The sequence below is a fragment of the Microbacterium sp. SORGH_AS_0421 genome, from assembly GCF_030818635.1.
GTDB lineage: Bacteria > Actinomycetota > Actinomycetes > Actinomycetales > Microbacteriaceae > Microbacterium.
Window position 1 is genome coordinate 3,018,121 of record NZ_JAUTAO010000001.1, and the last position, 26,491, is coordinate 3,044,611.

Annotated in this window: 24 protein-coding genes, 1 tRNA gene and 1 pseudogene; 5 read left to right on the top strand and 21 right to left on the bottom strand. The window is 70.2% G+C overall.

Features of this window, described 5'->3' with window-relative positions:
• Positions 1 to 22 precede the first annotated feature (22 nt).
• From QE416_RS14450 to QE416_RS14460, 3 genes are read right to left on the bottom strand one after another with little or no spacing between them, the layout of a single operon-like run.
• Positions 23 to 2,089 (bottom strand): fructose-specific PTS transporter subunit EIIC, encoded by a 2,067-nt coding sequence (locus QE416_RS14450; protein WP_307317192.1) that lies wholly within the window; start codon positions 2,087 to 2,089, stop codon positions 23 to 25.
• A gap of 18 nt (positions 2,090 to 2,107) precedes the next feature.
• Complete coding sequence (locus tag QE416_RS14455; RefSeq protein WP_307317194.1) at positions 2,108 to 3,073, bottom strand: 1-phosphofructokinase family hexose kinase; 966 nt, start codon at positions 3,071 to 3,073, stop codon at positions 2,108 to 2,110.
• Positions 3,070 to 3,855, bottom strand: coding sequence for a DeoR/GlpR family DNA-binding transcription regulator (locus QE416_RS14460; protein WP_210074589.1), 786 nt, complete (start codon positions 3,853 to 3,855; stop codon positions 3,070 to 3,072). Before QE416_RS14460 ends, QE416_RS14455 begins: the two co-directional genes overlap by 4 nt.
• Positions 3,856 to 4,057: 202 nt before the next feature.
• Between QE416_RS14460 and QE416_RS14465 the strand changes: the two genes are divergently transcribed.
• The 3 genes from QE416_RS14465 to QE416_RS14475 are packed head-to-tail and all read left to right on the top strand — an operon-like array spanning position 4,058 to position 6,926.
• Positions 4,058 to 5,104: an ABC transporter substrate-binding protein gene (locus tag QE416_RS14465; RefSeq protein ID WP_307317195.1), complete on the top strand. Its 1,047-nt coding sequence runs from the start codon at positions 4,058 to 4,060 to the stop codon at positions 5,102 to 5,104.
• 47 nt (positions 5,105 to 5,151) lie between these two features.
• On the top strand, positions 5,152 to 6,156 hold the full coding sequence (locus tag QE416_RS14470; protein WP_307317962.1) for an iron ABC transporter permease: 1,005 nt from the start codon (positions 5,152 to 5,154) through the stop codon (positions 6,154 to 6,156).
• Entirely contained in the window at positions 6,153 to 6,926 is a 774-nt protein-coding gene (locus tag QE416_RS14475) for an ABC transporter ATP-binding protein (protein ID WP_307317196.1), read from the top strand. The genes QE416_RS14470 and QE416_RS14475 overlap by 4 nt, the downstream gene beginning before the upstream one ends.
• Before the next feature lie 15 nt (positions 6,927 to 6,941).
• On the opposite strand, the gene QE416_RS14480 is transcribed toward QE416_RS14475, so the two are convergent.
• The 6 genes from QE416_RS14480 to QE416_RS14505 all read right to left on the bottom strand — a co-directional run bounded on the left by QE416_RS14480 (position 6,942) and on the right by QE416_RS14505 (position 11,530).
• Entirely contained in the window at positions 6,942 to 7,364 is a 423-nt protein-coding gene (locus QE416_RS14480; protein ID WP_307317198.1) for a hypothetical protein, read from the bottom strand.
• A 92-nt stretch (positions 7,365 to 7,456) separates the two neighbouring features.
• Positions 7,457 to 7,639: a hypothetical protein gene (locus QE416_RS14485; protein WP_307317199.1), complete on the bottom strand. Its 183-nt coding sequence runs from the start codon at positions 7,637 to 7,639 to the stop codon at positions 7,457 to 7,459.
• Positions 7,640 to 7,666: 27 nt separating this feature from the next.
• Positions 7,667 to 8,578 carry a PHB depolymerase family esterase gene (locus tag QE416_RS14490; RefSeq protein ID WP_307317201.1) on the bottom strand — a complete coding sequence of 304 codons (912 nt, stop codon included), beginning with the start codon at positions 8,576 to 8,578 and terminating at the stop codon, positions 7,667 to 7,669.
• Positions 8,579 to 8,690: 112 nt separating this feature from the next.
• A tRNA-Gln gene (locus QE416_RS14495) sits at positions 8,691 to 8,762 on the bottom strand.
• 286 nt (positions 8,763 to 9,048) lie between these two features.
• The gene (gltX, locus tag QE416_RS14500; protein WP_307317204.1) at positions 9,049 to 10,557 is read right to left on the bottom strand and encodes a glutamate--tRNA ligase; all 1,509 of its coding nucleotides are present in this window, start codon (positions 10,555 to 10,557) and stop codon (positions 9,049 to 9,051) included.
• Between the two features lie 10 nt (positions 10,558 to 10,567).
• On the bottom strand, positions 10,568 to 11,530 hold the full coding sequence (locus tag QE416_RS14505) for a LysR family transcriptional regulator (protein WP_307317206.1): 963 nt from the start codon (positions 11,528 to 11,530) through the stop codon (positions 10,568 to 10,570).
• 80 nt (positions 11,531 to 11,610) lie between these two features.
• On the opposite strand from QE416_RS14505, the gene QE416_RS14510 reads away from it, so the two are divergent.
• Positions 11,611 to 12,699 carry an aminotransferase class V-fold PLP-dependent enzyme gene (locus QE416_RS14510; protein WP_307317209.1) on the top strand — a complete coding sequence of 363 codons (1,089 nt, stop codon included), beginning with the start codon at positions 11,611 to 11,613 and terminating at the stop codon, positions 12,697 to 12,699.
• A 73-nt stretch (positions 12,700 to 12,772) separates the two neighbouring features.
• On the opposite strand, the gene QE416_RS14515 is transcribed toward QE416_RS14510, so the two are convergent.
• From QE416_RS14515 to QE416_RS14535, 5 genes and pseudogenes are all read right to left on the bottom strand, one after another.
• Positions 12,773 to 14,038: an MFS transporter gene (locus QE416_RS14515; RefSeq protein ID WP_307317211.1), complete on the bottom strand. Its 1,266-nt coding sequence runs from the start codon at positions 14,036 to 14,038 to the stop codon at positions 12,773 to 12,775.
• Positions 14,031 to 14,798: a fumarylacetoacetate hydrolase family protein gene (locus QE416_RS14520; RefSeq protein ID WP_307317213.1), complete on the bottom strand. Its 768-nt coding sequence runs from the start codon at positions 14,796 to 14,798 to the stop codon at positions 14,031 to 14,033. Before QE416_RS14520 ends, QE416_RS14515 begins: the two co-directional genes overlap by 8 nt.
• A 593-nt stretch (positions 14,799 to 15,391) precedes the next feature.
• Positions 15,392 to 16,499 (bottom strand): annotated as a pseudogene (locus tag QE416_RS14525) (branched-chain amino acid aminotransferase).
• A gap of 54 nt (positions 16,500 to 16,553) precedes the next feature.
• On the bottom strand, positions 16,554 to 17,603 hold the full coding sequence (locus QE416_RS14530; RefSeq protein ID WP_307317215.1) for a 3-isopropylmalate dehydrogenase: 1,050 nt from the start codon (positions 17,601 to 17,603) through the stop codon (positions 16,554 to 16,556).
• A 24-nt stretch (positions 17,604 to 17,627) separates the two neighbouring features.
• Positions 17,628 to 19,166 (bottom strand): MFS transporter, encoded by a 1,539-nt coding sequence (locus QE416_RS14535; RefSeq protein WP_307317217.1) that lies wholly within the window; start codon positions 19,164 to 19,166, stop codon positions 17,628 to 17,630.
• Between the two features lie 78 nt (positions 19,167 to 19,244).
• On the opposite strand from QE416_RS14535, the gene QE416_RS14540 reads away from it, so the two are divergent.
• Positions 19,245 to 19,787 (top strand): TetR/AcrR family transcriptional regulator, encoded by a 543-nt coding sequence (locus QE416_RS14540; RefSeq protein ID WP_307317219.1) that lies wholly within the window; start codon positions 19,245 to 19,247, stop codon positions 19,785 to 19,787.
• Here QE416_RS14540 and QE416_RS14545 read toward each other — a convergent pair.
• From QE416_RS14545 to QE416_RS14575, 7 genes are all read right to left on the bottom strand, one after another.
• Positions 19,784 to 19,987: a hypothetical protein gene (locus QE416_RS14545; protein WP_210074559.1), complete on the bottom strand. Its 204-nt coding sequence runs from the start codon at positions 19,985 to 19,987 to the stop codon at positions 19,784 to 19,786. The two genes, QE416_RS14540 and QE416_RS14545, sit on opposite strands and share 4 nt — an antisense overlap.
• A 113-nt stretch (positions 19,988 to 20,100) precedes the next feature.
• Complete coding sequence (gene serA / locus QE416_RS14550; RefSeq protein WP_307317223.1) at positions 20,101 to 21,705, bottom strand: phosphoglycerate dehydrogenase; 1,605 nt, start codon at positions 21,703 to 21,705, stop codon at positions 20,101 to 20,103.
• A gap of 318 nt (positions 21,706 to 22,023) precedes the next feature.
• Entirely contained in the window at positions 22,024 to 22,362 is a 339-nt protein-coding gene (locus QE416_RS14555; RefSeq protein ID WP_267787059.1) for a bacitracin resistance protein, read from the bottom strand.
• Positions 22,359 to 22,901: a DNA polymerase III subunit gamma/tau gene (locus QE416_RS14560; RefSeq protein WP_307317227.1), complete on the bottom strand. Its 543-nt coding sequence runs from the start codon at positions 22,899 to 22,901 to the stop codon at positions 22,359 to 22,361. The genes QE416_RS14555 and QE416_RS14560 overlap by 4 nt, the downstream gene beginning before the upstream one ends.
• A 143-nt stretch (positions 22,902 to 23,044) precedes the next feature.
• Entirely contained in the window at positions 23,045 to 24,070 is a 1,026-nt protein-coding gene (gene ilvC / locus QE416_RS14565) for a ketol-acid reductoisomerase (protein ID WP_056230637.1), read from the bottom strand.
• Positions 24,071 to 24,138: 68 nt separating this feature from the next.
• Positions 24,139 to 24,648, bottom strand: coding sequence for an acetolactate synthase small subunit (gene ilvN / locus QE416_RS14570; RefSeq protein WP_150957382.1), 510 nt, complete (start codon positions 24,646 to 24,648; stop codon positions 24,139 to 24,141).
• 1 nt (position 24,649) lies between these two features.
• Positions 24,650 to 26,458, bottom strand: coding sequence for an acetolactate synthase large subunit (locus QE416_RS14575; RefSeq protein ID WP_210074551.1), 1,809 nt, complete (start codon positions 26,456 to 26,458; stop codon positions 24,650 to 24,652).
• Positions 26,459 to 26,491: the final 33 nt, after the last annotated feature.

Sequence of the window (26,491 nt, forward strand, 5' to 3'; positions counted from 1 at the left end):
ATCCTTCCGATTCGACGGGGTGTTACGCGGCGACCGTGGCTGCGGGAGCAGCCTCGGCGACGGCGGCGTCCTGCGTGCTGCGGCCGATGCCCTTGAGGGCGACGACGATCAGCGCAGTCACGACGGTACCTGCCACGATTGCGAGGGCGAAACCCCAGAAGGGGTTGATCGCGAAGAAGACGAAGATCCCGCCGTGAGGGGCGAACGACTGCACCGAGAGCAGCATGCTCAGACCACCCGTGATCGCACCGCCCACCATCGAGGCGGGGATGACGCGCAGCGGGTCGGCAGCGGCGAACGGGATCGCGCCCTCGGAGATGAACGAGGCGCCGAGCAGCCACGCGGCCGCGCCGTTCTCGCGCTCGACCGGGGTGAACTTCTTGCGGGCGAGCAGCGTCGAGGCGAGGGCCATCGCGAGCGGCGGGACCATACCGGCAGCCATGACCGCGGCCATGATGAGGTACGGCGTGGTGTTCGTCTGGGTCGCGGCGGCCAGGCCGGTCGTGGCGAAGACGTATGCGACCTTGTTGACGGGGCCGCCGAGGTCGAAGCACATCATCAGACCGAGGATGACACCGAGCACGATGGCACCTGCGCCGCTGGCGGCGAGCGAGGTCAGACCGTCGGTGAGGGCGGCCATGAGGGCGGCGATCGGTCGGCCGAGGAAGAGGATCATCAGGCCCGAGGCGAAGATCGATCCCAGGAACGGCACAATCACGACGGGCATGAGACCGCGCAGCCACCGCGGGGCGTCGAAGCGACCGAGCCACCAGGCGATGAAGCCCGCGAGCAGACCGCCGATGATGCCGCCGATGAAGCCGGCGTTCATGAGGACGGCCACGGCTCCCGCGACGAAGCCGGGGGCGATACCGGGGCGGTCGGCGATGGCGTACGCGATGAAGCCCGCGAGAACGGCCACGATGAAGCCCATCGAGGTCGCACCGATCATGAAGGCGACCGAACCGAGGTACTGCCCCACCGGGCCGAACGACGAGGTGATGCCCTCGGTCGGGAGGTCCCAGAGCGAGTTCTGGATGATGACGTTCGACGCGTTCTTGGTGACCTCGTAGCCGCCGAGCAGGAAGCCGAGGGCGATGAGCAGACCACCGCCGGCGACGAACGGGATCATGTAGCTGACACCGGTGAGCAGCCACCGCTGGATGCGACGGCCCACCGACTGCTGCGCCACGGGAGCATCGGACGCGGATGCCGCGGCGGCACCGCCCTGCACGCGTGCGGCGTTCGGGTTCTCGCTCGCGGCGAGGGCCTCGGCGATGAGCTGCTTCGGCTGCTCGATGCCGCGCTTGACGCCCGCGCGGACGACGGGCTTGCCGGCGAAGCGCTGGGGCTCGCGCACGTCGACGTCGACCGCGAAGATCACGGCGTCGGCATCGTCGATGACGCTCTGCGGGAGCGCCTTGTAGCCACTGGAGCCCTGGGGCTCGACGACGAGCTCTACCCCCTCGGTCTCGGCGCCGGCGGCGGTGAGCGCGTCGGCCGCCATGAAGGTGTGCGCGATGCCGGTCGCGCAGGCGGTGACGGCGACGATCTTCTTCGTCTTCACGGCCGTACGGGCCTCGGCGCGCGTCGCGGCCGGCGCCGCGGCGGCGGGGGCTTCAGCCGCGACCGGCGACTCGGCCGGGGCGATGGCATCCGTGATGATCCGGACGGCCTCGGTGGGCGTCTGCGCCGAACGCAGGCCCGACATGAAGTCGTTGTTCATGAGGCTGCGCGCGAGCTGCGACAGCACCGAGAGGTGGGCCTCGTCGGCACCTTCGGGGGCCGCGATGAGGAACACGATGTCGGCGGGGCCGTCGGGGGCGCCGAAGTCGACGCCCGGGGTCAGCCGCGCGAAGGCGAGGGTGGGCTCGGTGACCGAGGCGCTGCGCGCGTGCGGGATGCCGATGCCGCCGGGCAGGCCGGTCTCGTCCTTCTGCTCGCGGGCCCAGGCGTCGTCGAACAGCTCTTGCGCACTGCGCGCGCGGCCCTGCGCGACGACGCGCTCGGCCAGAGCGCGGATCACCGACTGCTTGTCGGTGCCCAGGGGCACGTCGAGGGTGACGAGCTCCGGAGTGATGATGTCGGACATTGTCAGTGACCTCCGTGGTCAGGATGTTGCGATGGGGGTGGGGAATTCGGTGACGGCGATCGCACCCGCGGGCAGATCGTCGGGGGTCGGCGCCTGCGTGCCCGGAAGAGTGGCGGCGGCCGCTCCGTAGGCGATGCTGCGCGCGAGACGGTCGGGGGCCGAAGCCCCTTCGAGGTCGGCCAGCAAGTAGCCGGCGAGCGAGCTGTCGCCCGCGCCGACGGTGCTGGCGACCTGAATCTTGGGGGCGCGTCCGCGCCAGGTTCCCTCGGCCGTGAACAGCAGGGCGCCGTCGGCGCCGAGGGTCACGAGGGCGGATGCCACACGATCCGGAACCAGCGACTGTGCCCGGCGCGACGCCGCGGCCAGGACATCGTCGTCGGATGCCGGGTCTTCTCCGAGGAGTTCGGCGAGTTCTTCGTGGTTGGGCTTGATGAGGTCGGGGTGCGCGGTCTCGACGACCGCGGCAAGGGCGGGACCCGAGGCATCGACCGCGATGAGCGGAGCGGCGCTCCCCCACCGCGCACGCACGGCGGTGATGAGATCCACGTAGAAGGAGGTCGGGACGCCGGGAGGCAGCGACCCCGCCAGAACCAGCCAGGTGGCCCCTTCGGAGGCGGCGACGACTCCCGCGACGACGGCCTCGGCCTCGGCGGCCGAGAGCTCGGCGCCGGGGAGGTTGAGCTTCGTGGTCTCACCAGCGGGATCGGTGATGGTGAGGTTGGCGCGGGCGCGGCCTGCCACCTCGATCACGTCGAGCGCGATACCGGTGTCTTCGAGGAGCATGCGATACGGGTCGTGGGCATTGACCGGCACCACCGCGCGTGCGGGTGCGCCGGCGGCCGAGACCACGCGGGCGACGTTCACGCCTTTGCCTCCGGCGTCTTCGCGCGAGGACACAGCGCGCTGCAGCTCACCGGGCTGGAGGGCCTCGGACAGCACGATGGCGCGGTCCGCGGAGGGGTTGGCGGTCAGAGTGACGATCATGCGACGCGCACCTCGATGTCAGCGGCCTCGAGGGCCTCGGAAAGCGCCGCGGGAGGGGCGGCATCGGTGACGAGCACGTCGAGCTCGTCGAGTCGGGCGAAGCGCACGAGCAGTTCTTCGCCGAACTTGGCCGCGTCGGCGACGAGAACGACGCGACGGGCGGACTGGATGATGGCCGCCTTGACGGCGGCCTCGTCAGGGTCGGGGGTGCTCAGGCCGAACTCCACGCTCAGACCGTTCGTCCCTACGAACGCGATGTCGGGGCGGAGCTGGCCGATGGTGCGCACCGTGTGGGCGCCGACCGCGGCCGCGGTGACGCCTCGGACGCGCCCGCCGATCGTGGTGAGCGACAGGCGTTCTTCGCCGGCGAGCAGGTGCGCGGCCTCGAGCGAGTGCGTCACGACCTCGACGGCGCTGATACCCGCACCGAGAGCGGACGGCAGGAGCGAGGCGACAGCTGCGGACGTGGTACCGGCGTCGAGGAAGATCGAGCCGCGGAAGTCGGAGCCGAGCAGGGCCACGGCCTCGGCGGCGATGGCACGCTTCGCGTCTCGGTGACGCTCCCGACGCTCGGTGAGCGGGGACTCCGCCGTACTGGCACGACCGATGTCGACCGCGCCGCCGTGGACGCGACGGAGAGAACCGAGCCCCTCGAGCCGGTCGAGGTCGCGGCGGACGGTCTCCGTGGTCACGTCGAAGCGGCGAGCGAGATCGACGACGCTGACACGTCCGATCTCGCGCAGTTCGCGCTCGATGAGCTGCTGGCGCTCCATTGCGTACACGGGGATCCCCTTCGAAGATTCCCACACGATACAACACGAAACCACACACGGCAACAGATTCGCGACACCGCACACGACGCCACAGGCGATGGGACTCCCACACGAACGAAGAGACCGGTCCGGCCCGCGCAGCAAGTGAGGCTATCCTTACCCGTGGTCCACCGTCGGGCCGCTCGTTCCACGATCCCTACGGAGCTCCCGGATGCCACGCGCCCGCGCCCTCGCCTTCCCGTTCGTCCTCTTGACCGCTGTGACCCTGCTGACCGGGTGCGGTGCCTCGGAGGTCGTCCCCGAAGCCTCGGCCTCCTCGACCGGAGAAGGCGCCACCGCATACCCGCTGACGCTTCAGAACTGCGGGCGCGAGATCACGGTCGACAAGGCGCCCAGCCGTGTCGTGTCCCTGGACCAGGACTCCACCGAGATCCTGCTGTCGCTGGGCCTGCAGGACCGGATGGTCGGCACGGCATCCTGGACCGACCCGGTGCTCGACTCGCTCGCCGAGGCGAACGCGGCGGTCCCCCGTCTGTCCGACAACGCCCCCTCATACGAGGTCGTCCTCGGCACCGACCCCGACTTCGTGACCGCCTCGTTCGGTCGCCACTTCGCCCAGGGCGGCGTCGCCACGCGCGATCGCTTCGCCGAGACCGGGATCGCCTCGTACCTCTCCCCCACCGACTGCGACGGCGACGTGAGCATCAACGCCGGAGGAAAGCGCACCACGCCCCTCACGGTCGACACGCTCTACGGCGAGATCCGCGACCTCGCGCGCATCTTCGACGTGTCCGACCGTGGCGAAGCGCTGGTCCAGTCACTGCAGCAGCGGGCCGCGGCGGCGACCGAGGGCATCGACTTCGAAGGTCACACCGTGGCCTTCTGGTTCGCCGACACCAAGACCCCGTACGTGGCCGGAGGCTTCTCGAACGCGGCGCTGCTGGCATCCACCACCAAGATGACCAACGTGTTCGCGTCGCAGACGGGCGACTGGCCCGCGGTGGGCTGGGAAAGCGTGGTCTCGGCCGACCCCGACGTTCTCGTCCTCGGCGACCTGCAGCGCGACCGCTTCCCGGGCGACCGGCTCGCCGACAAGATCGCCTTCCTCGAGAGCGACCCCCTGACGAGCACCATGACCGCCGTGAAGAACAAGCGCTACATCGCGTTGCACGGCGCCGAGCTCAACCCCTCGATCCGCTTCGTCGACGCACTCGACAAGATCCGCGCGTGGTGGGACGAGAACGGGAGCACGCTCTGAGCGCGAGCGTCGTCTCGCGAGCCCGGCTCGGTCGGGGCTCCGCGGGACTGGGCATCGTGCTCGCCCTCGTCGGGCTCGTGGTGCTGGTGATCTCCGTCGGCGTCGCCGTCACGCTGGGACCGGCCGACGTGTCACTGGTCAACGTGCGCGACGTGCTGCTGAACCACCTGGGTCTGACCGACATCCCGGTCAAAACCGCCAAGAACGCGATCGTGTGGGAGGAGCGCCTCCCCCGCGCCCTCGTCGCGGCGTGCGCAGGCGCAGGACTCGCCCTGTGCGGTGTCGTCATGCAGTCGCTGCTGCGCAACCCCCTCGCCGAGCCGTTCGTGCTCGGGGTCTCGTCGGGAGCATCGACCGGTGCCGTCGTGATCGGTGTGCTCGGAATCGGCGGCGGAGTGCTCGGCCTCTCGGGCGGGGCCTTCGTCGGCGCTCTCGTGGCCTTCGGCCTCGTGCTGCTGCTCTCGCGCTTCACCTCGGGCGGCACCTCCGGCGTGATCCTCGCCGGTGTCGCCAGCACGCAATTCTTCTCGGCGCTGACCTCGCTCGTGGTGTTCGCCGTGGCCGACAGCGACGAGACGCGCGGGGTGATGTTCTGGCTCCTCGGCTCGCTCGAGGGCATGCGGTGGGACAAGGTCGCGCTCTGCGCCGTCGTGGTCGTCGTCGGCGGCGCCGTGTGCCTGTTCGCCGCGCGCGCCCTCGATGCCTTCACGTTCGGCGACGATGTGGCCGCCTCGCTCGGCATCCCGGTCGCTCGTACGCGCATCGGCCTGCTCATCGTGACGGCCCTGATGACGGCCGCGCTCGTCAGCGTGGTCGGCGCGGTCGGTTTCGTGGGACTCGTCGTACCGCACGCGGTCCGGCTGATGGTGGGTCAGCGTCACGTGCGCGTCGTTCCGCTCGCAGTGGTCGTCGGCGCCGTGTTCATGGTGTGGGTGGATGCCGCGACCCGCACGCTCTTCGCCCCCACACCCCTGCCGGTGGGGGTCGGAACGGCGCTGGTCGGCGTCCCGGTGTTCGTGGCCCTGCTCGTTCGACGGAGGAGCCGCGCATGACGCTCGAAACCCGCGAGGTCCGCTGGACGCGGGGCGGTGCCCTGGTCGTCGACGACGTGTCGCTTCGCCCCGAACCCGGCTCGACCGTGGGCCTTCTCGGTCCGAACGGCTCGGGCAAATCGTCGCTGCTGCGTCTGCTGCAGGGGGCCGCGCGCCCCGACTCGGGCCAGGTGCTGCTCGACGATCGACCGCTGGGCGAGTGGCGTCGCCGCGAGGTGGCGCGATCCGTCGCCGTGGTCACGCAGCACGCCGAGACCGACGCCGACATCGTCGTGCGCGACGTCGTGCGCCTCGGCCGCACACCGCACCGTCCGGTATGGGGCGGCTCCACCACCGGCGACGAGGACGCGATCGATGCGGCGCTCGAGCGCGTGGGCCTCACCGACAAGGCCGATCGCCTCTGGCACACCCTCTCGGGAGGCGAACGCCAGCGCGCCCAGATCGCCCGCGCTCTCGCCCAGGAGCCCCGCGAACTGCTGCTCGACGAGCCCACGAACCACCTCGACATCCGTCATCAGCTCGACGTCCTGGCCCTCGTGGCCGCCCTTCCCGTGACGAGCATCATCGCGCTGCACGACCTCAATCTCGCCGCGACCTACTGCGACAGCGTGCTCGTGCTCCGCGCCGGCCGCGTCGTGGCGGCGGGGGCTCCCGCCGAGGTGCTCACCCCGGCGCTCATCGCCGACGTCTACGAGGTGAAGGCGCGAGTGATCCCGGATGCCGAGACCGGACGCTCCACGATCCTGTTCGACGGGCCGCTGGCATCCTGACCCCTCTTCTGGGGCTCAGGGCGCCACGACGGAGAGAGTGAAGCGGATCGTCTTACCGTCGGGGCCCGTGAGGGTGGCGGGAGTCTTGCCGACGGCGTGGGGCAGGAACCCGGGCCGGAAGACCGAGCCCTCGGACGGCCCTCCCGGCGAGAAGTCGGCGATCGCGACATCGCCCGTCGACCCGGTCCACTTTGCCTCGGTGCCGTCGGGCACCGCGACCACGAGCGAGGTGCCGATCTTCACCGTCGCCTCTTTGCCGTCGAGGTCTTCGGGCGAGGCGACCGTCGGCGCAAAGGCCTGATCGTCCACCGAGGCGGCGGGACTCGGGGCCTCGGCCGCGGGCACGGCCGGGGCGTCGGAGGCCGCGGGCGTGCAGCCTGCGAGCACCACGCCCGCGGCGACGACCGCGGCGAGCCGGAAAGCGAGGGAGCGCTTCACGAAGACCTTCTTTCGCGAACGGAGACGCGGATCGCGACTCTCGATCGGATGCTAGCCCTCGAAGTCTTTGACGACGCCGAACGCGCGCCGACTCAGTCGCCGATCGGGATCTCGATCGAGGTGACCGCCGAGCTGTCGAGGTCGAGCAGCCCCGGCACCGCCGCGGGATGCTCGTCGTCCGGCAGCAGTTCCGCCCGGGTCTTCGGCCGCGCGGGCTCGCCGGGAAGCCCCGCCCACTCGCTCGGTTCTTCGGGTCGCTGTACGAAGAGTCCCATGGGTCTATCCTCTCCCCGCTCCGCGGTTCACGGCAGAGGGTGGGCTGTGAAGAACGTTTCGATCAGGGTGGTGGCCGAGACCGCCGTCGAGCCCGAACCGGCCGCGCCGGGCCAGACGTGTCCGCCCCCGTCGATCCGGTAGTGCACGAGAGCGCCGGGGTCTCGGCATCCGGTCCAGGTCTGCCTCTCGACTCCCGCGGCGACGGTCTCCGGGCGCGGGTCGGACGCGCAGCCGTTGCGGATCGCCAGCTGCGACAGCCACAGCGACACCGGCGCGACGGTCGCATCGTGGCGCGTACCGCCGTCGTACGGGATGACCTCGTCGGCGGTGCCGTGGAACGCGATCACGGGGACAGGGGGTCCGCTCGGGCAGGGCGGATTGGTCGCGGGGTAGATCGCCCCCGCCACCACGGCGAAGGCGGCGATGCGCTCGGGGAGAGCGCACGACAGCAGAGAGACGAACCCGCCGCCGTTCGAGATACCGACGGCGAAGACGCGCTCGCGGTCGATGCAGAGACGGGACTCCACGTCGTCGAGCAGCGCAGAGACGAAGGCGACGTCGTCGGCGCCCGAGGAGTAGGGCGCGCCCTGCCAGCCGCTTCCTGCCGCGGTGTCTGCCGGCTGGGGGTAGACGACGACCGCGCCGCTGTCGTCGAGAGCGCTGAGTCGCTCCACTTCGCCGGTCGGCATACGGTATCCGGCGAAGGCGAGGATGAGGGGTGTGGGTGAGGTGTTCGTCGTGGCCGCCGGGACGTACATGCTGAACGTACGGGGTGCTCCGTCGACGGTCACTGCGAGCGGTGTGCTCGTGCCCGACTCGAGCGACGGGACCGTACCGCAGCCCGACGCCGGCGCCGGCTCCGCGGGGCTCGCGCTGCATCCCGAGAGGGCGAGCCCGCCGAGCATCGCGGCGAGGACGACGAGCGGGCGGAGGCGCATCGGGTCATCCTACGGTTCGCCTCGGAACGGGCTCTCCCGACCGTCTGCCGTGCCGGGACGGGGATAGGCGAAAGGCCCGAGATCTCAGAGATCATCGGGCCTTTTCGCGAAGCTGGGGTACCTGGACTCGAACCAAGAACAACGGAACCAGAAACCGCCGTGTTGCCAATTACACCATACCCCAATGGCTTCGAGCCGTAACTCGTGCCGAGGATCAAGCTTACGCGAGACCGGGCCCAGCGCCAAACCAGAGCCCCGCGCCACGCGTCCCGGGCGCGTCCCGGGGCTCGAGGTTCGGGCCACGAGACGGACTCGCGCACGCGAACGAACCTCGCGAATTTCGCGCGGGAACGCCGGAGACGCATCCCGCTCTGCGCGTTCCGTGCTGCTTGTCGACCCTTCCCCGCGCACGGCGCCCACAGCGGCGATACCCGCGGCCGACGAGGCCACGGGGATCGAGGTCGAGCGTCTCAGCCCAGGTGCGCCGCCAGCGCCTCGAGGCGACGGATCGACTCGGCCTTTCCGAGCAGCTCCATCGACTCGAACAACGGCGGCGAGATGCGGCGGCCGGTGAGGGCGACGCGGGGCGGGCCGTAGGCGACACGCGGCTTGAGCCCCAGGTCGTCGACCAGGGCGCCCGACAGGGCCTCCTGCACCGCGGCGGCGGTGAAGTCGTCGACGCCCTCAAGAGCGCGGACGGATGCCGCGAGCACCTCGGGCGCGTTCGCGGGAAGGCCCTTGAGTGCGTCCTCGGCGTAGTCGACGTCCGAGACGAAGAGGAAGCCGAGCATGCCCGGCACCTCCCCCAGCAGCTGCACGCGCTCCTGGACGAGCGGCGCCGCCTGGGCGATGATCGCGCGGTGCTCGTCGCTCGGCTGCTCGGCGATGTAACCCGCACCCGCGAGGTAGGGGACGATGCGGGCCGCGAAGTCTGCGGCATCCAGCATGCGGATGTGATCGCCGTTGATGGCCTCGGCCTTCTTCTGGTCGAAGCGCGCGGGGTTGGGGTTCACGTCGGCGATGTCGAAGGCGGCGATCATCTCGTCGAGCGAGAACACGTCACGGTCGGCCGAGAGCGACCAGCCGAGAAGCGAGAGGTAGTTCAGCAGCCCCTCGTGGATGAAGCCCTTCTCGCGCTGCAGGAAGAGATCGGCCTGAGGGTCGCGCTTGGACAGCTTCTTGTTGCCGGTCTCGCCGAGCACGAGCGGCATGTGGCCGAATCGCGGCACGTAATCGGTGACGCCGGCATCGAGAAGCGCGCGGTAGAGCGCCAGCTGGCGGGCGGTGGAGGGCATGAGGTCTTCGCCGCGGATCACGTGGGTGATACCCATGAGCGCGTCGTCGACCGGGTTCACGAAGGTGTAGAGCGGAATCCCCCCGGCGCGCACGATGACGAAGTCGGGGAAGGATCCGGCGGGGAAGGTCACCTCGCCGCGGATCAGGTCGACGAAGGTGAGGTCTTCATCGGGAACGCGCACGCGCCACGCGGGCTCGCGCCCCTCGGCACGGAAGGCGGCCTTCTGCTCGTCCGTGAGGTCGCGGTCGTAGTTGTCGTAGCCGAGCTGCTTGGCGCGGCCGTTGGCCTCGTTGCGCGCGTCGATCTCTTCGGCGGTGGAGTAGCTCTCGTACACCGCTCCCGCGGCGATGAGCTTGTCGAGTACCTCCCGGTAGATCTCGTGGCGCTGCGACTGCCGGTACGGCGCGTGCGGGCCGCCGACCTCGACGCCTTCGTCCCAGTCGATGTTCATCCACCGCAGTGCCTCGAGGAGCTGCTGGTAGCTCTCTTCGCTGTCGCGCGCGGCGTCGGTGTCTTCGATACGAAAGATGAGCTTGCCGCCGTTGTGCCGGGCGTAGGCCCAGTTGAACAGGACGGTGCGGATGAGACCGACGTGCGGCAACCCCGTGGGTGAGGGGCAGAAGCGGACGCGAACGTCGGCGCCGGTGGCGGTCGTGGTGCGGGGATCGGGCGTGGCAGACATCCCCTTGATCCTATCGGCGGGCGGTGGCGCTTCCCGAGTGCCGCAGATGATCGGCCAGGACCTCGCCCATGACCTCGAGTGCGGCTCCGACCGCGGGCACGTGCTCGGCTCCCCGAGCGGTGATCACGTGCAGGGTCCGCGCTTCGGCGGCGGGCAGCCGCGGCGCCGCGATGCCCGAAAGCATCGGGAGGGATGCCACGGCCATCCGCGGCAGGATCGCCATGCCCACCCCCTGGGCGACGAGGTTCTCGACGGCGATGAAGTTGTCGGTCTCGAAAGCGATGTCGGGGGTGAACCCCGAGCGTCCGCACGCCTCGAGCAGATGGCCGCGGCACTGCGGGCAGCCCGCGATCCACCGCTCCCCCGCGAGTCGCGAGAGATCGATGGGGTCATGGGCTGCCGCGGGGTGGTCGGCGGGAACGACCACCACGGTATCGTCGGCGCCGATGAGTCGGGCCGCGAGTCCGGATGCCGCGGACTCCAGGTGTTCGCGGCGGTCGCCGGGGTAGCTGTAGGTGAGGGCGATGTCGGCGCGGTTCTCGCGAACGGCGGCGATGGCCTCGGGCGGCTCGGCCTCGACGAAGCTGATGGACACACCCGGTCGGCGAGCGGTCACGGCGGCGATGACGCGCGGAACGACCGTCGATGACGCCGACGGGAACGCGGCGATCCGTACGCGACCGGCCCGCAGGCCCCGCAGCTCGGCCAGGTCTGCGGCGGCCGCGTCGAGCGCGGTGGTGACGGCGGCGGCGTGGCGGGCGAGGATCGACCCCGCCTCGGTGAGACGCACGCCTCGTCCGACGCGCTCGACGATTGGCATTCCCGCACGCCGCTCGAGCCGGCGCAGCTGCTGACTCACCGCCGGCTGGCTGTAGCCGAGGATCCGGGCGGCCGCGGTGATCGACCCGGTGTCGGCGATCGCCTTGACCACGCGCAGGGCGTTCGCGTCGAGGGAGTCATCGGTGGCGGCCATGCCCACACATAAGCAGATGTGATGCTTCTCATGCAACACCTGCTCTAGTGCAATGTCATTGAGGGCGCGATCCTGATGGCATGAGCAGCCTCGCCTCGCACTTCGCCGGTGGCCGCGACTACCTCGCGGCCTGCACCCTCGGCCTGCCCTCGCGCGCCACGGTGGCCGCGGTCCGCGCCGACCTCGAGTCCGCGGCATCCGGTCGCCCCGATGTCGTCGCCGCGTCGCAGGCCGTCGAACAGGCCCGGGCCTCGTACGCGCACCTCGTGAGCTGCCCGGTCGGTGACGTCGCGATCGGCTCGCAGACGTCGGTGCAGGTCTCGCTCCTCGCCGCATCGGTGCCGGACGGCGCCGAGGTGCTCTGCGCCGAGGGGGACTTCTCGTCTCTCGTCGCCCCCTTCGCTCACGCCGGTCGAGGCGTGCGCCTGCGCACCGCCCCCTTGCAGGAGCTGGCCGCCGCGATCTCCCCCGACACGTGGCTCGTCGCGTTTTCGCTCGTGCAGTCGGCGACCGGAGAGGTCGCGGATGCCGCGGGCATCGCCGCCGCGGCCGCCCGTGCCGGCGCCCGCACGCTCTGCGACCTCACCCAGGCCGCCGGGTGGCTTCCCGTCGACGCGACGATGTTCGATGCGACCGTCTGCCACGCGTACAAGTGGCTCTGCTGCCCGCGCGGGGTGTCGTTCCTCACTCTCTCGCCCGCGTTCGCGGGCGAGATCCGTCCCGTTCAGGCCGGCTGGTACTCCGGCGACGACCCGTGGTCGTCGTGCTACGGCACCGGGGGCACGCTCGCCGCCGATGCCCGCCGGTTCGATGTCTCGCCCGCCTGGCAGGCGTTCGTCGGGGCGGCCCCCGCCCTGGCTCTCTTCGCCGACGCCGACATCACCGCGACCTACGCACACGTGACGGGCCTGGCGGCGCGCTTCCGCGACGGCCTCGGACTCGAACACCCCGAGCGTCCCTCGGCGATCGTCACCTGGCCGGATGCCACGGGCGAAGCGCTCGCTCAGCTCACCGCCCACGGGATCACGGCGTCGGGCCGCGCGGGTCGCGCCCGCGTGGCGTTCCACGTCTTCAACGACGAACTCGACGTCGACCGGGCGCTGCACGCACTCGGTGTGCGTGGCGGCGAGGACCTGTCGGCGTTCGACGGCCTGGTCTACGCGATCTGACCCGTCCCGGGCCGCCGTCGGCGAGGGGCGCCGGCAGCAGCCCTGCGCGGAACCGCCGGCTTCTCCGCGAGGCTCATGCCGAGGCGCGGCTTCTGCCGACCACGACCGCGCCCACGCAGACGGCGGTGACCGGCACCAGCGCCCAGAGCGCCAGACCGTCGTAGCCGACCGCCCCGAGGACCAGGCCCGCCAGCACCGAGCCGACGGCCGCACAGGCCGTCATGAGCGTGTCGCTGCGGCCCTGGCGGCGCGGGCGAAGCGCGAGAGGCGTCGCCTCGGTGAGCAGCGCCGATCCCGAGACGGTCGCCGCGCTCCACCCGAGGCCGAGCAGCACGAGGGCGACGAGCACACCGGCCTGCGAGTCGGGCAGGGTCGCCGCAACCGCCAGCGACGCCGCGAGCAGCACCTGACCGAGGACGATCACGCCGATGCGTCCGAGACGATCGGCCAGAGCGCCGAACACGGGTGAGAGGCCGTACATCCCGAACACGTGTGCGGCGATCGTGATGCCGACGGCGAAGGTCACGGCATCCGGAGCGACGATGTGCGAGAGGTGCACCGGAGTCATCGCCATGACCGAGGCCATGGTCACGTGCGACGCCGCGACGGCCAGTATCGCGAAGCGCGCGAGACCCGGTCGATCCGCCTGCGGTGCGGAAGCGGTGACGGATGCCGAGGCGTCCCGTTCCAGACGTTGGGCCAGCAACAGCGGGTCGGGCCGCAGGACGAGCACGTACAACGCGAAGGCGCAGACCTGGGCGGCGAACGAGAAGAGGTAGGCGCCGGTCAGGCGCGGCATCCCGACGCTGGCTCCGATGAGCTCGCCGGGCGCGAGCAACAGGGGGCCGACCACTCCGCCGATCGTGGTGGCCCAGACCACCGTGGCCAGGTCACGCCCGCGGCGGGCGGTGCGGGCGAGGTCGGTGGCGGCGAAACGCGACTGCAGGGTCGCGGCGTTCCCCGCGCCGATGAGCGCGATCCCCACCAGCAGCAGGGGGAAGAGCCGGAGTGCGGCGGCCGCGATGACCACGGCGATGCCGACCAGGGCCGCGACGTTGCCCGTGGTGAGCGCCACCCGGCGGCCTCGACGACCGGCCAGCCGGGCGAGCGGGATCGCTGTGAGGGCCGCACCCAACGTGACCGAGGCCGTGGCCAGGCCCGAAAGGGCCTCCTGCCCCGACAGGTCGGCGGCGAGGAGCGCTCCGAGCGAGAGGGTCGCCCCGAAGGCGACGCCCGTGAGCACCTGCCCCGCTGCCAGCACGCGGACCGTGCGGCGCTGCGTGACGGCGAGGTCGCGCTCGGTGAGCACCGCCCCCGCCGCCACGCGGGAATCAGGCATCGCGCGCCGTATTGCGCAGGATGCCGATGCCACTCACCTCGACCTCTACGGTGTCGCCCGCTTCGAACGGACCGACGCCGGCCGGCGTGCCCGTGAGGATGAGGTCGCCGGGGAGGAGCGTGAACACCGCGGAGGCGTAGGCGACGAGCGCGCCGATGCCGTGGATCATGTCGGAGACCGGACCCTGTTGACGCACCTCGCCGTTGACGCGCGTCGTGATCCGGGCCGCGTCGAGGTCGAGGTCGGTCTCGATCACCGGCCCCACGGGGCAGAAGGTGTCGAAGCCCTTTGCGCGCGACCATTGGCCGTCGGTGCGCTGCAGATCGCGTGCCGTGATGTCGTTGGCGACCGTGTAGCCGAAGATGTAGTCGCTCGCGCGCTCGGCGGGGACGTTCTTCGCGATGCGGCCGATCACGACGGCGAGCTCGCCCTCGTAGTCGGTGTGCGAGCTCAGGCTCGTGGGGCGCACGATGACGTCGTCCGGGCCGACAACCGACGTGTTCGGCTTGAGGAACATCAGCGGTTCGGCCGGCGCCTCGCCGCCCATCTCCGCGGCGTGATCGTGGTAGTTCTTGCCGATGCAGACGACCTTCGAACGCGGGATTACCGGCGCGAGCAGGACCACGTCGGCCAGAGGCACGCGCTCGCCCGTCGTGTCGAACCCGGCGAACATCGGGTCTCCGGCGAGGACCACGAGCTCGCCCTCGTCGACGATTCCGTAGCGAATGGCATCCTGATAGCTGAATCGAGCGATCTTCACGGAGCCAGCCTATCCGCGGCCCCCGACATCGCACCGGGTCCGCCGAGGCCTCACTCGCGCTCGGCCGCCGCACGCGCGCCCGGCGTGACGCCGCTCACCCACGCATAAACGCGATCCGCGCGCAGAAACGCGCGCACCACGCGTTTCCCGTCGCAGATCGCGTTTATGAGTGGAACCCGAGGCCGCTCCCCCGCCGCCGCCACGCTCGGCGCACGACACCCGCGCCGGAGCCCGCTACCTCGGGCACCACACCGCGTCCCACCACCCCAGGCACAACCCCGCGCCCCGCCACCCCAGGCACAACACCGCGTCCCGCCACCCCACGCATAAACGCGCTCCGCGCTCAGAAACACGCGCACCACGCGTTTCCCGTCGGAGATCGCGTTTATGCGTGGAACCCGAGGCCGCTCCCCCGCCACCCCGGGCATAAACGCGATCCGCGCTCAGAAACACGCGCACCACGCGTTTATGAGCGCGGAGCGCGTTTCTACACGCTTGCCGGTACAGGGCCCCACCGCACGCGGTCGCGGACGGTGAGCGGAGACGACGGAGGGGCCCCCGGGTATACGGGAGCCCCTCAGTGCGCGCGACGCTTACGCGTCGAGGCGGTACAGCCAGCCGTGCTTGTCTTCGGCGCGGCCGTACTGGATGTTCGTGAGTTCCTCGCGCAGTTCGAGCGCGAGCGTGCCGGTGGGCTGCTCGTCGATGAAGTCGCGACCCTTGAGCACGCCGATCGGGGTGACGACCGCGGCGGTGCCGCACGCGAACACCTCGACGATGTCTCCGGATGCCACTCCCTGGCGCCACTCGTCCAGCGAGACGTTGCGGCCCACGACGTGGTGACCGCGGTCGCGAGCGAGCTGCAGGAGCGAGTCGCGCGTGATCCCCTCGAGGATCGAGTCGGACTGCGGGGTCACGATCGTGCCGTCCTTGTAGACGAACACGACGTTCATACCGCCGAGCTCCTCGACATTGCGGTCTTGGTCGAGGAAGACGACCTGATCGCACTCGTTCTCGTAGGCCTCCGACTGCGGCAGCAGGCTGGCGGCGTAGTTGCCGCCGGTCTTGGCCGCGCCCGTGCCACCCTTGCCGGCGCGCGAGTAGTCCTCGCTGAGCCAGATCGAGACGGGCTTCACGCCACCCTTGAAATACGCGCCCGCGGGGCTGGCGATCAGGTAGTAGGCGACCTTGTGCGCGGGGCGGACCCCGAGGAACGCCTCTTTCGCGAACATGAACGGACGCAGGTACAGGCTCTGGTCCTCACCCGAGGGAACCCACGCGCCGTCGACGGCGATGAGCTCCTTCAGCGACTGCAGGAAGTACGGCACCGGCAGCTCGGGAAGGGCGAGTCGTCGCGCGGAGCGCTGCAGGCGGCGCCCGTTCTGGTCGGGGCGGAAGGTATGCACCGAGCCGTCGGCGTGGCGATAGGCCTTGATGCCCTCGAAGATCTCCTGGCCGTAGTGCAGGACCGCGGCGGCCGGGTCGAGCGAGATCGGGCCGTAGGGCGAGACGCGCGGGCGGTGCCAGCCGCCGCGAACCGACCAGCAGATGTCGACCATGTGGTCGGTGAAGCTCTGCCCGAAGCCGGGGGTTGGCGAGGATCGCGTCGCGGTCGGCCGCGTTCTTGGCGGCGAGGTTGCGCGTGACCGAGAACTCGAGGGGCTCGAGTCCGGTGTCGGGATCGGTGTCGATGGTGGTCATTCGTTGTCCAAAGCTTCTCGAGTGCCGGAGGCGATGCTCGCCGATCGGTCCAGGTTACGCCTGGACGCGCTCGGCGATGGCGTCGCCGATCTGGGCGGTGGTGCGGACCCCGTCGCGGCTGGCGATGTCGTCCTCGACCGCGCGGGTCACGCGGGCGGCCTCGTCGGTGAGCCCGAGGTGGTCGAGCAGGAGGGCGACGGAGAGGATCGCGGCCGTGGGGTCGGCCTTCTGGCTTCCCGCGATGTCGGGCGCCGAACCGTGCACGGGCTCGAACATCGAGGGGAACGCGCCGTCGGGGTTGATGTTGCCCGAAGCGGCGAGGCCGATGCCACCGGTGACGGCGCCGGCCAGGTCGGTCAGGATGTCGCCGAAGAGGTTGTCGGTGACGATCACGTCGAAGCGGCTCGGGTTCGTGACCAGGAAGATGGTTGCCGCGTCGACGTGCAGGTAGTCTACGTCGACCCCGGGGAACTCGGATGCCACGGCATCCACGATCCGCTTCCACATGCCACCCGCGTGCACGAGCACATTCGTCTTGTGCACGAGCGTGAGCTTGTGGCGGCGGCGCTCGGCGAGAGCGAAGGCGTAGCGGACCACGCGCTCGACGCCGTAGGCGGTGTTGACCGAGGTCTCGTTCGCGACCTCGTGGGGCGTGCCGCGGCGGATAGATCCGCCGTTGCCGACGTACGGCCCTTCCGTTCCTTCGCGCACCACGACGAAGTCGATCTCGCCCGGCTCCGCAAGCGGGCCGGTGGCCCCCGGGTAGAGCTTCGACGGGCGCAGGTTGACGTAGTGGTCGAGCTCGAAGCGGAGTTTGAGCAGCAGGCCGCGCTCGATGTTCGCATCTTTCAGGCGGGGGTCGCCGGGCACTCCCCCGACGGCGCCGAGCAGGATCGCGTCGTGTGCGGCGATCGCGGCGAGGTCGTCGTCGGTGAGAGTGTCTCCGGTCTCGAGGAAGCGGCCGGCCCCCAGCGAGAACGGCGTCTTGTCGAACGACACGTCGGATCCGGCGGTGACGGCGTCGAGCACCTTCACGGCCTCGGTGACGACCTCGGGACCGATGCCGTCACCGGGGATGACGGCCAGCTTCACGACACGCGACATCGCTCTCCTCAGAGCTCGGGCACGTCACTTCTTCGACGCGCTGCGGGATCCTCCCAGGGTAGTGGCAGCGACGACCGCGGCCACGACGATCAGCGCCGCGCCGATGAGGGCGGTGACGACGACGCCCGAGTCGAAGGCGTGTGCGGCGGCGGCGCGCAGGGCCTCGGCCAGCGCGACGTCGTCGAGGGTGTCGGCGACGGAGACCGCTCCGGCGAGGGTCTCGCGGGCAGCGTGAGCCGCGGCATCCGGAAGCCCTGCGGGCAGAACGAGCTGCGCCCGGTAGAACGCGGCGAGGATGCCGCCGAGCACGGCGGTGCCGAGGACGGCGCCGACCTCGTAGGCGGTCTCGGAGACCGCGCTGGCCGCACCCGCCTTCGCCGAGGGGGCACTGGAGAGGATCAGCTCGTTCGAGACGGTCTCGGCGGCGCCGATGCCGACACCCAGCAGCGCGAAGGCGACGATCAACAGCGTCAGGTCGGACGTCGAGAGGGCGACCATGATGTACGCGACGACCGAGAACGACAGAGCGACGGGCACGACGATCCGCGGCGCGAAGCGCTTGGCCACGGGGACCACCACGAGCCCCGCGATGATCATGAGCACGAGACCGGGCAACAGGGCGAAGCCCGCGACCATCGGCGAGAGGCCGACCACCAGCTGCAGGTGCTGGGCGACGAAGTAGAGGAAGCCGACCAGGCCCACGACGCTGAGCAGGTTGACCAGGATCGCACCCGAGAACGTGCCCTGGCGGAACAGTGTCATGTCGAGCATGGGCGTCGCCAAGCGGCGCTGGCGGCGGACGAACAACCACCCGAAGACCACTCCGAGGACGAAGAGCACCGGGGCCAGCGACATCGGACCGTCGACGGCGAGCTTCTTGATGCCGTAGACGATCGGCACCATGGTCGCGAGCGAGAGGACGACGCTGAGGGGGTCGAACCGACCCGGCTTCGGGTCGCGGCTCTCGGGCACGAAGAACGGGGCGAGGACGAGGAGCGGTACGAGTACGGGAACAGCCATGAGGAAGACGGAACCCCACGTGAAGTGCTCGAGCAGGAAGCCGCCGACGATGGGGCCCAGGGCCGCTCCCGCCGAGAAACCAGAGGCCCAGACGGCGATCGCGATCCGACGCTGGTCACGGTCGCGGAAGATGCTCCGCAGCAACGAGAGGGTCGACGGCATGAGCATGGCGCCGAAAACACCCATGAGCGCGCGGCCCGTGATCAGCAGGGCCGCGGTGGGCGCGAACGCCGACAGCGCGGACACGGCCGCGAAGCCGGTCGCCCCGATCAACAGCATGCGGCGACGTCCGAAGCGGTCGCCCAGGGTGCCCATGGTCACGAGAAGCCCGGCGAGCACGAGCGGGTAGACGTCGATGATCCACAGCTGTTCGATGCTCGAGGGGCGCAGAGACAGCGCGATCTCGGGCAACGCGAAGCTCAGGACCGTGTTGTCGACCGAGACGAGCAACACGGGAAGCATGAGCACCGTCAGTGCGAACCATCCACGCCACCCGGCGCGAGCCACGGTGATCTCCGAGGTGGGCAACGACGAGGTGAGCATGCGCGAATCCCTTTCTTAACCGTCCAGCCGGTATAGTAACAGAGTGAACCCGGCGCCCGCCACTACGATCGAGGAGTCATGAGCCGCCCCCCTCTCGCCCGCGAAGCCGTCCTCGACGCCTTCAGCCGCATCCTCGTCGACGAGGGCGAGCGCGCCGCGACGATGGATGCCACCGCTCGCGCAGCCGGGGTGTCGAAGGGTGGTCTGCTCTATCACTTCAGTTCGAAGATTGCTCTCGAGGCGGCGCTCGTGGAGCGGCTCGAGCGGCTCGCCGAGGAAGACGTCGACGAAATCGAGAGGTCGAACGAGGGCGTCGTCGCGGCGCACCTGCGCTCGTCGCAGAACACCGGCTCCCCCCTCGACCTGACGATCCTCGCGGTGTCACGCCTCGCGCAGAACGGCAGCGATGCCGCCTCGGCATCCCTCCGACGAGTTCGAGAGCTCTGGGAAGAGAGCCTTCGCGCACACACCCGCGACGAGACGGCGCTGCAGATGGTGCTGCTGGTGAGCGACGGCCTGTACTTCAACGCCGTTCTCGATCTGAACGCGGTCGCCGGTCCGGCACTCGAAGGAGCGGACCTCGACGCACTGATCGCCCGAGTCGTCGCCTCGGCGACCTAGAGGTCCCCCCGCGCCCTCTCGCGCGCGCTGCGACGCTCCCGGCGCTCACGCCGCAGGTCGATGACGACCCCGAGCAGGATCAGCACTCCCCCGATCACGCCGAGAAACCCCCACGGAGTGCGACGCACGACATCGGCCACCCCCGCGACGAGGAACAGGATGCCGAAACCGGCGGAGACGACGCGAAGGACGAGGGCCACTCGCGCAGTGTGAACCCCTCGGTTTTGCGGGGGCCCTGAATCTCCGACGCGCCCGCCCAGAACGCCGAAGGAGGGGGCCGCCGAAGCGACCCCCTCCCCGAACGATCGGACCCTCAGCCCTCGACGATGTCGATCTGGCGGAACAGGTCGGCGCCGACCGCCTCGCGCATCGCGCCGAGGATCTCGTCGGGGACGGGCGAATCGACGGTGAGCACCGAGAGCGCCCGGCCCGTGGCATCCGGAGCCGCCACCTGGAGACCCGCGATGTTGATGCCGGCCTCGCCCAGCTTCTGGCCGTAGATGGCGACGATGCCGGGGCGATCGGCGTAGCGCATGACGACGTGGTGCTGCTCGATGGGCACCTCGATCTCGTAGCCGTTGATCGAGACGACCTTCGGCACCATCCGCGTGCCGGCGAGCGTGCCCGCGACCTCGAGGGTCGACCCGTCGGCCAGCGTGCCGCGGAGGATCGTGATGTTGCGGTACAGCGGGCTCTCGGCCTCGACGACCAGGCGCGCCTCGACACCGCGCTGCTCGGCAAACAGCGGGGCGTTGACGTACGACACGCTCTCGCTGACGATACGGCTGAAGTACCCCTTGAGCGCGGCGAGACGGTAGACGCTCACGTCGTACTGCGCGAGCTCTCCGCGCACCTCGATGTCGAGGCTCGTGAGAGCGCTGTCGGCGAGACCGCTGAAGAACTGTCCGAGCATCTCGACGAGCGCGATACCGGGGCGAACGAACGGGTCGATCGCGCCACCGGCGACGTTCACGGCATCCGGAACGAGGTCTCCCTCGAGCGCCAGCTTGACCGAGCGCGCGACCGAGACGCCGGCCTTCTCCTGCGCCTCCTCGGTGCTCGCGCCGAGGTGCGGAGTGACCACGACGTTGGGGAGGTCGAGGAGCTTGCGCGCGGGGCCGCCCTCGGCCGGGGGCTCGGTCGAGAACACGTCGAGACCCGCTCCGGCGATCTCGCCGCCGGTGAGCGCCTCGAAGAGCGCCTCCTCGTCGATGAGACCTCCGCGCGCGACGTTGATGACGTACGCGGTCTTCTTCATGCGGCGCAGCTGCTCGGCACCGATCATGCCGGTCGTCTCGGGCGTCTTCGGCATGTGGATCGTGACGAAGTCGCTCTGCTCGAGCAGTTCGTCGAGTGAGACGAGCTGCACGCCGAGCTGCTGCGCCCGAGCGGCGGTGACGTAGGGGTCGTACGCGATGACACGCATGTCGAAGCCCTGCAGGCGCGCCGCGATGAGTGCACCGATGCGGCCGAGGCCGATGATGCCGACGGTCTTCTCGAACAGCTCGGTGCCGGTGAAGGAGCTGCGCTTCCAGAGGCCCTGGGCGAGCGAGGCGTGCGCCGCGGGGATGCGGCGAGCGAGGCTCAGCACGTGCCCGACGGTGAGCTCGGCCGCCGAGATGATGTTCGAGGTCGGCGCGTTGACGACCATGACGCCGGCCGCGGTGGCCGACTTGATGTCGACGTTGTCGAGGCCGACACCGGCGCGAGCGACGACCTTGAGAGACGGCGCGGCCGCGAGGGCCTCGGCATCGATCTGGGTGGCCGAGCGCACGAGAACCGCGTGCGCCTCGGCCAGGGCCGAGAGCAATGCGGGGCGATCGGTCCCGTCGACGCTGCGCACGTCGAAGTCGGGGCCGAGCGCGTCGATCGTGGCGGGAGAGAGTTCTTCGGCGATGAGCACGACGGGCTTCGTCACGGATGCGTCCTTCGAAACGGTGCTGGGGGCTGCCGCGCACCGTCGCACATCACCGGCGCGAACCGGGCGCGCGACCCGTGCGGGCCGTCTGTCAGCCTAGCGCGGGGGCGAGGGCGCCCCCGACCGTGTGACGGCGGACGACGGCGCGCCCGACACCCGCGGCAACCGAGAGCGCGAACGGGCAACTCACTGACAAACCCGCGTCAGCCTGACACGCAGATGTCAGCGAGATGCAGTCTCGCGACCAGAAGAGACCAGCGACCTGAGGCGACGCGCGCCCGTTGGGCACCGGATCCCGGATGCCGCGACCCCCGCGGATCAGCCGCCGTACAGCCCGTACGAGGTCGTGCCGTAGCCCACGACGGCGAGCCAGAACGCCGCCGACAGCGTCAGCCCCGCGAGCAGAGCGATGGCGAGCTCCCCCGCCTTACGGCGCTGGCCGATCGCGAAGGCGATACCGAAGGCGAGGAGCGGGAACACGATCGGCAGGATGTACACGAACCAGCCCAGGCCGTTGAGCCCGAGCGGGCCGTTGACCTGCTGGACGAGCAGGGCGACCGAACTCCACACGACGTAGGCGTAGAAGAGACCGAAGAGACCGGAGATGGCCACGAGCAGCCAGGTCGGCAGGTGGCGGGTACGGGCGGCAGTGCTCATGCGAAGGCTCCCAACGACAGGAACGGCCAGGGAACGAGCAGCACGATACCGACGATCAGCAGCAGGAAGCGCTGCCACGTGCGCCAGCTGCGCGTCAGCGCGAGCACGGCGACGAACCAGACGACGGGCGCGAGAGCCGCGCCGATGGTGAGCGCGATCACCGTCACCGACGGGATGGGAAGCCCCAGTCCGTTCAAGCGCAATCCCGCGAGCAGCCACCCGATCGCGAACAGCAGGAAGGTCGCCGCGACCATGCCGATCCCGACGAGGCCCACGTTTCCGAGGGGTGCCGCGTGCGCGGCATCCGGGTCCTCGTCCTCGGTCGCCTCGACGGCGGTCGGCTCGGAAGGAGCAGGCTCGGGATGCCGGGTGACCGGGGCCGCAGCAGGCGCTTCGGGCTGCAGAGGCTCGAGGGGCTCGGCTTCGACCCGCGGCTCACCGCCGGCGGGACGCGTCGGCGCATGTTTCTCACCGACGTCGAGGGTGGGGTCGTCGTCACCGCCCCAGGACAGGGCGTCGTCATCGCGCGGAGTGCTCACGCGACCACGCTAGCGGCGCTCCCCCGCGACCGGGTCGCGCCCCGCCGGTCACCGGGGTCCGCGGCATCCGGATCCGAACGGCGCCGCGGAAAAGGCGAACGCCCCGGGATCGTGAGATCCCGGGGCGTTCGAAGACGAGGAACTCAGCGCGCGGCCGAGCCTTCGACGTAGTCGGTGTCCTGCTGCTTCCACGCGAACAGACCGCGCAGCTCCTTACCGGTCGCCTCGATCGGGTGACCCTGCTCCTTCTCGCGGAGCTCGAGGAACTCGGGCGCGCCCTTGTCCTGGTCGGCGATGAAGCGCTCGGCGAACGCCCCCGACTGGATGTCGGAGAGGACGGCCTTCATGCTGGCCTTCACGTCGGACGAGATGACGCGGGGGCCCGAGACGTAGTCGCCGTACTCGGCGGTGTCGGAGATCGACCAGCGCTGCTTGGCGATGCCGCCCTCCCACATCAGGTCGACGATGAGCTTGAGCTCGTGCAGCACCTCGAAGTACGCGATCTGGGGCTGGTATCCGGCCTCGACCAGGGTCTCGAAGCCCGCCTGGACGAGGTGGCTCATGCCACCGCAGAGCACGGCCTGCTCGCCGAACAGGTCGGTCTCGGTCTCTTCGGTGAACGTCGTCTTGATGACGCCCGCGCGGGTGCCGCCGATCGCCTTCGCGTACGAGAGGGCGGTGTCCCAGGCCGAGCCCGAGGCGTCGCGCTCGACGGCGATGATGTCGGGGATGCCGCGGCCCGCGACGTACTCGCGACGCACGGTGTGACCGGGGGCCTTGGGAGCGACGAGGATGACGTCGACACCCTCGGGAGCGTCGATGTAGCCGAAGCGGATGTTGAAGCCGTGCGCGAAGGCGAGCGTCTTGCCCTCGGTGAGCTTGTCCTTGATCGAGTCGGCGAAGATCGAACGCTGGTGCTGGTCGGGCGCCAGGATCATGATGAGATCGGCCCACTCGGCGGCGTCGGCGACGTTCTTGACCTCGAAGCCGTCTTCCTGCGCCTTGGCGGCCGACTTCGAGCCGTCCTTGAGCGCGATGACGACCTCGACGCCGGAGTCGCGGAGGTTCTGCGCGTGCGCGTGACCCTGCGAGCCGTAGCCGACGATCGCGACCTTCTTGCCCTGGATGATCGAGAGGTCGGCGTCGTCGTCGTAGAAGATCTCTGCCATGAGGATGTTTCTCCTTGAATCGTGGCCCCCGCTCAGGGGCCGCTGGTGAGTGGAAGTTGGGGAATTTCTCAGCCGCGCAGAACGCGCTCGGTGATGCTCTTGCCACCGCGGCCGACGGCGAGAAGGCCCGACTGCGCGAGCTCCTTCACCCCGAAGGGCTCGATCGCCTTGAGGAAGGCATCGACCTTGCCCTTGTCGCCCGTGATCTCGATCACGACGGCGTCGTGGGCGTAGTCGACGACCGAGGCGCGGAAGAGGTTGACGACCTCGAGCACGTTGGAGCGGCTGGCGTTGTCGGCGCGCACCTTGACGAGCACGTGCTCGCGCTGCACGGAGCTGGCGGCGTCGAGCTCGACGATCTTGATGACGTTGATCAGCTTGTTCAGCTGCTTGGTCACCTGCTCGAGCGGGAGACCCTCGACGTCGACGACGACCGTGATGCGCGAGAGACCCGGCACCTCGGTCACGCCCACGGCGAGCGACTCGATGTTGAAGCCGCGACGGGCGAAAAGGCCCGCGACGCGCGTGAGCAGACCCGGCTTGTCCTCGACGAGGAGGCTCAGAACGTGACGAGACATCTCAGTCCTCCTGCTCGTTGAACGTGGGCGAGTGGTCGCGCGCGTACTGGACGTAGCTGTTGCTGACGCCCTGCGGGACCATCGGCCAGACCATCGCGTCGGCGCTCACGACGAAGTCGATCACGACCGGGCGGTCGTTCGTGTCGAGCGCGAGCTGGATGGCCGCGTCGATCTCGTCTTCCTTCTCAACGCGGATCGCCAGGCACCCGTAGGCCTCGGCGAGCTTGACGAAGTCGGGGACGCGGCGCGTGCCGTGCCCCGTGTTCAGGTCGGTGTTGGAGTGGCGGCCGTCGAAGAACAGCGTCTGCCACTGGCGCACCATGCCGAGCGAGGAGTTGTTGATGATCGCGACCTTGATCGGGATGTCGTTGATGACGCAGGTCGCGAGCTCCTGGTTGGTCATCTGGAAGCAGCCGTCCCCGTCGATGGCCCACACGGCGCGCTCGGGCTGGGCCACCTTCGCGCCCATGGCCGCGGGAACCGCATAGCCCATGGTGCCGGCGCCGCCGGAGTTCAGCCATGCGTTGGGGCGCTCGTACTTGATGAACTGCGCCGCCCACATCTGGTGTTGGCCGACGCCCGAGGCGTAGACGCCCTCGGGTCCGGTCATCTCCCCGATGCGCTGGATGACGTGCTGGGGCGAGAGCAGACCGTCGGTGGTGGGCGTGTAGCCGAGCGGGAACTCCTCGCGGAGCCCGTTCAGGTAGGTCCACCACTCGGTGTAGTCGTGCGGGTGCTCGGCGTCGGCGGCGCGGAACGCGGCATCGAGGTCGATGAGGACCTCGCGCAGGTCACCCACGATCGGGACGTCGGCCGTGCGGATCTTGGAGATCTCGGCGGGGTCGATGTCGACGTGCACCACCTGCGCGTGGGGGGCGAACAGCGCCGCCTTACCGGTCACGCGGTCGTCGAACCGGGCACCGAGCGAGACGATCAGGTCGCTCTCCTGAAGGGCCAGCACCGCGGGCACGGTGCCGTGCATGCCCGGCATGCCGAGGTGCTGCTCGTGGGAGTCGGGGAAGGCCCCGCGCGCCATGAGCGTCGTGACGACGGGAGCCCCGGTCGCCTCGGCGAGCACCTTGAGCTCGGCGGAGGCGTTGGAGCGGATCGCGCCGCCGCCCACGTAGAGCACGGGCTTCTGCGCGGTGGCGAGCAGCTGGGCCGCGGCCTGGATCTGCTTGCCGTGCGCCTTGGTCACCGGGCGGTACCCGGGCAGCTCGATCTTCGGCGGCCAGACGAACGGCGCCTCGGCCTGCTGCGCGTCCTTGGTGATGTCGACGAGGACGGGCCCGGGCCGACCGGTCGAGGCGATCTCGAAGGCCGCGGCGATCGCGCCGGGGATCTCGTCGGCCGACTTCACCAGGAAGGAGTGCTTGGTGATCGGCATGGTGATGCCGACGATGTCGGCCTCCTGGAAGGCGTCCGTTCCCATGAGGGTCGAGAACACCTGGCCGGTGATGCAGACGAGCGGCACCGAGTCCATGTAGGCGTCGGCGATCGCGGTGACGAGGTTGGTCGCGCCGGGCCCGGACGTCGCGATGGCGACGCCGACCTTGCCCGAGGCGGCGGCGTAGCCCTCGGCGGCGTGGCCGGCGCCCTGCTCGTGACGCACGAGGATGTGGCGCACGTGCTCGTCGTCCATGAGCGGGTCGTAGACAGGCATGATCGCGCCGCCCGGGAGGCCGAACACATCGGTGACGCCGAGCAGGTCGAGCGATCGGACGACCGCCTGTGCTCCCGTCATCACGGGCGCCGGAGCGGTGCGGGCGGGCGGCCGGGGAATGGCCGCCGTAGGGGAATCGATGGACATGGGAGTACCTCGAGAACCGGGAGAAGGTGAAAA

Bases quoted from the DNA above. Each gene is read 5' to 3' on its own strand.
- QE416_RS14475 (WP_307317196.1), top strand. From the start codon at position 6,153: ATGACGCTCGAAACCCGCGAGGTCCGCTGGACGCGGGGCGGTGCCCTG.
- QE416_RS14510 (WP_307317209.1), top strand. From the start codon at position 11,611: ATGAGCAGCCTCGCCTCGCACTTCGCCGGTGGCCGCGACTACCTCGCG.
- gltX (WP_307317204.1), bottom strand. From the start codon at position 10,557: ATGTCTGCCACGCCCGATCCCCGCACCACGACCGCCACCGGCGCCGAC.
- QE416_RS14485 (WP_307317199.1), bottom strand. From the start codon at position 7,639: ATGGGACTCTTCGTACAGCGACCCGAAGAACCGAGCGAGTGGGCGGGG.
- QE416_RS14540 (WP_307317219.1), top strand. From the start codon at position 19,245: ATGAGCCGCCCCCCTCTCGCCCGCGAAGCCGTCCTCGACGCCTTCAGC.
- QE416_RS14555 (WP_267787059.1), bottom strand. From the start codon at position 22,362: ATGAGCACTGCCGCCCGTACCCGCCACCTGCCGACCTGGCTGCTCGTG.
- QE416_RS14535 (WP_307317217.1), bottom strand. From the start codon at position 19,166: ATGCTCACCTCGTCGTTGCCCACCTCGGAGATCACCGTGGCTCGCGCC.
- ilvC (WP_056230637.1), bottom strand. From the start codon at position 24,070: ATGGCAGAGATCTTCTACGACGACGACGCCGACCTCTCGATCATCCAG.
- QE416_RS14575 (WP_210074551.1), bottom strand. From the start codon at position 26,458: ATGTCCATCGATTCCCCTACGGCGGCCATTCCCCGGCCGCCCGCCCGC.
- ilvN (WP_150957382.1), bottom strand. From the start codon at position 24,648: ATGTCTCGTCACGTTCTGAGCCTCCTCGTCGAGGACAAGCCGGGTCTG.
- QE416_RS14515 (WP_307317211.1), bottom strand. From the start codon at position 14,038: ATGCCTGATTCCCGCGTGGCGGCGGGGGCGGTGCTCACCGAGCGCGAC.
- QE416_RS14455 (WP_307317194.1), bottom strand. From the start codon at position 3,073: ATGATCGTCACTCTGACCGCCAACCCCTCCGCGGACCGCGCCATCGTG.
- QE416_RS14450 (WP_307317192.1), bottom strand. From the start codon at position 2,089: ATGTCCGACATCATCACTCCGGAGCTCGTCACCCTCGACGTGCCCCTG.
- QE416_RS14490 (WP_307317201.1), bottom strand. From the start codon at position 8,578: ATGCGCCTCCGCCCGCTCGTCGTCCTCGCCGCGATGCTCGGCGGGCTC.
- QE416_RS14465 (WP_307317195.1), top strand. From the start codon at position 4,058: ATGCCACGCGCCCGCGCCCTCGCCTTCCCGTTCGTCCTCTTGACCGCT.
- QE416_RS14505 (WP_307317206.1), bottom strand. From the start codon at position 11,530: ATGGCCGCCACCGATGACTCCCTCGACGCGAACGCCCTGCGCGTGGTC.
- QE416_RS14530 (WP_307317215.1), bottom strand. From the start codon at position 17,603: ATGTCGCGTGTCGTGAAGCTGGCCGTCATCCCCGGTGACGGCATCGGT.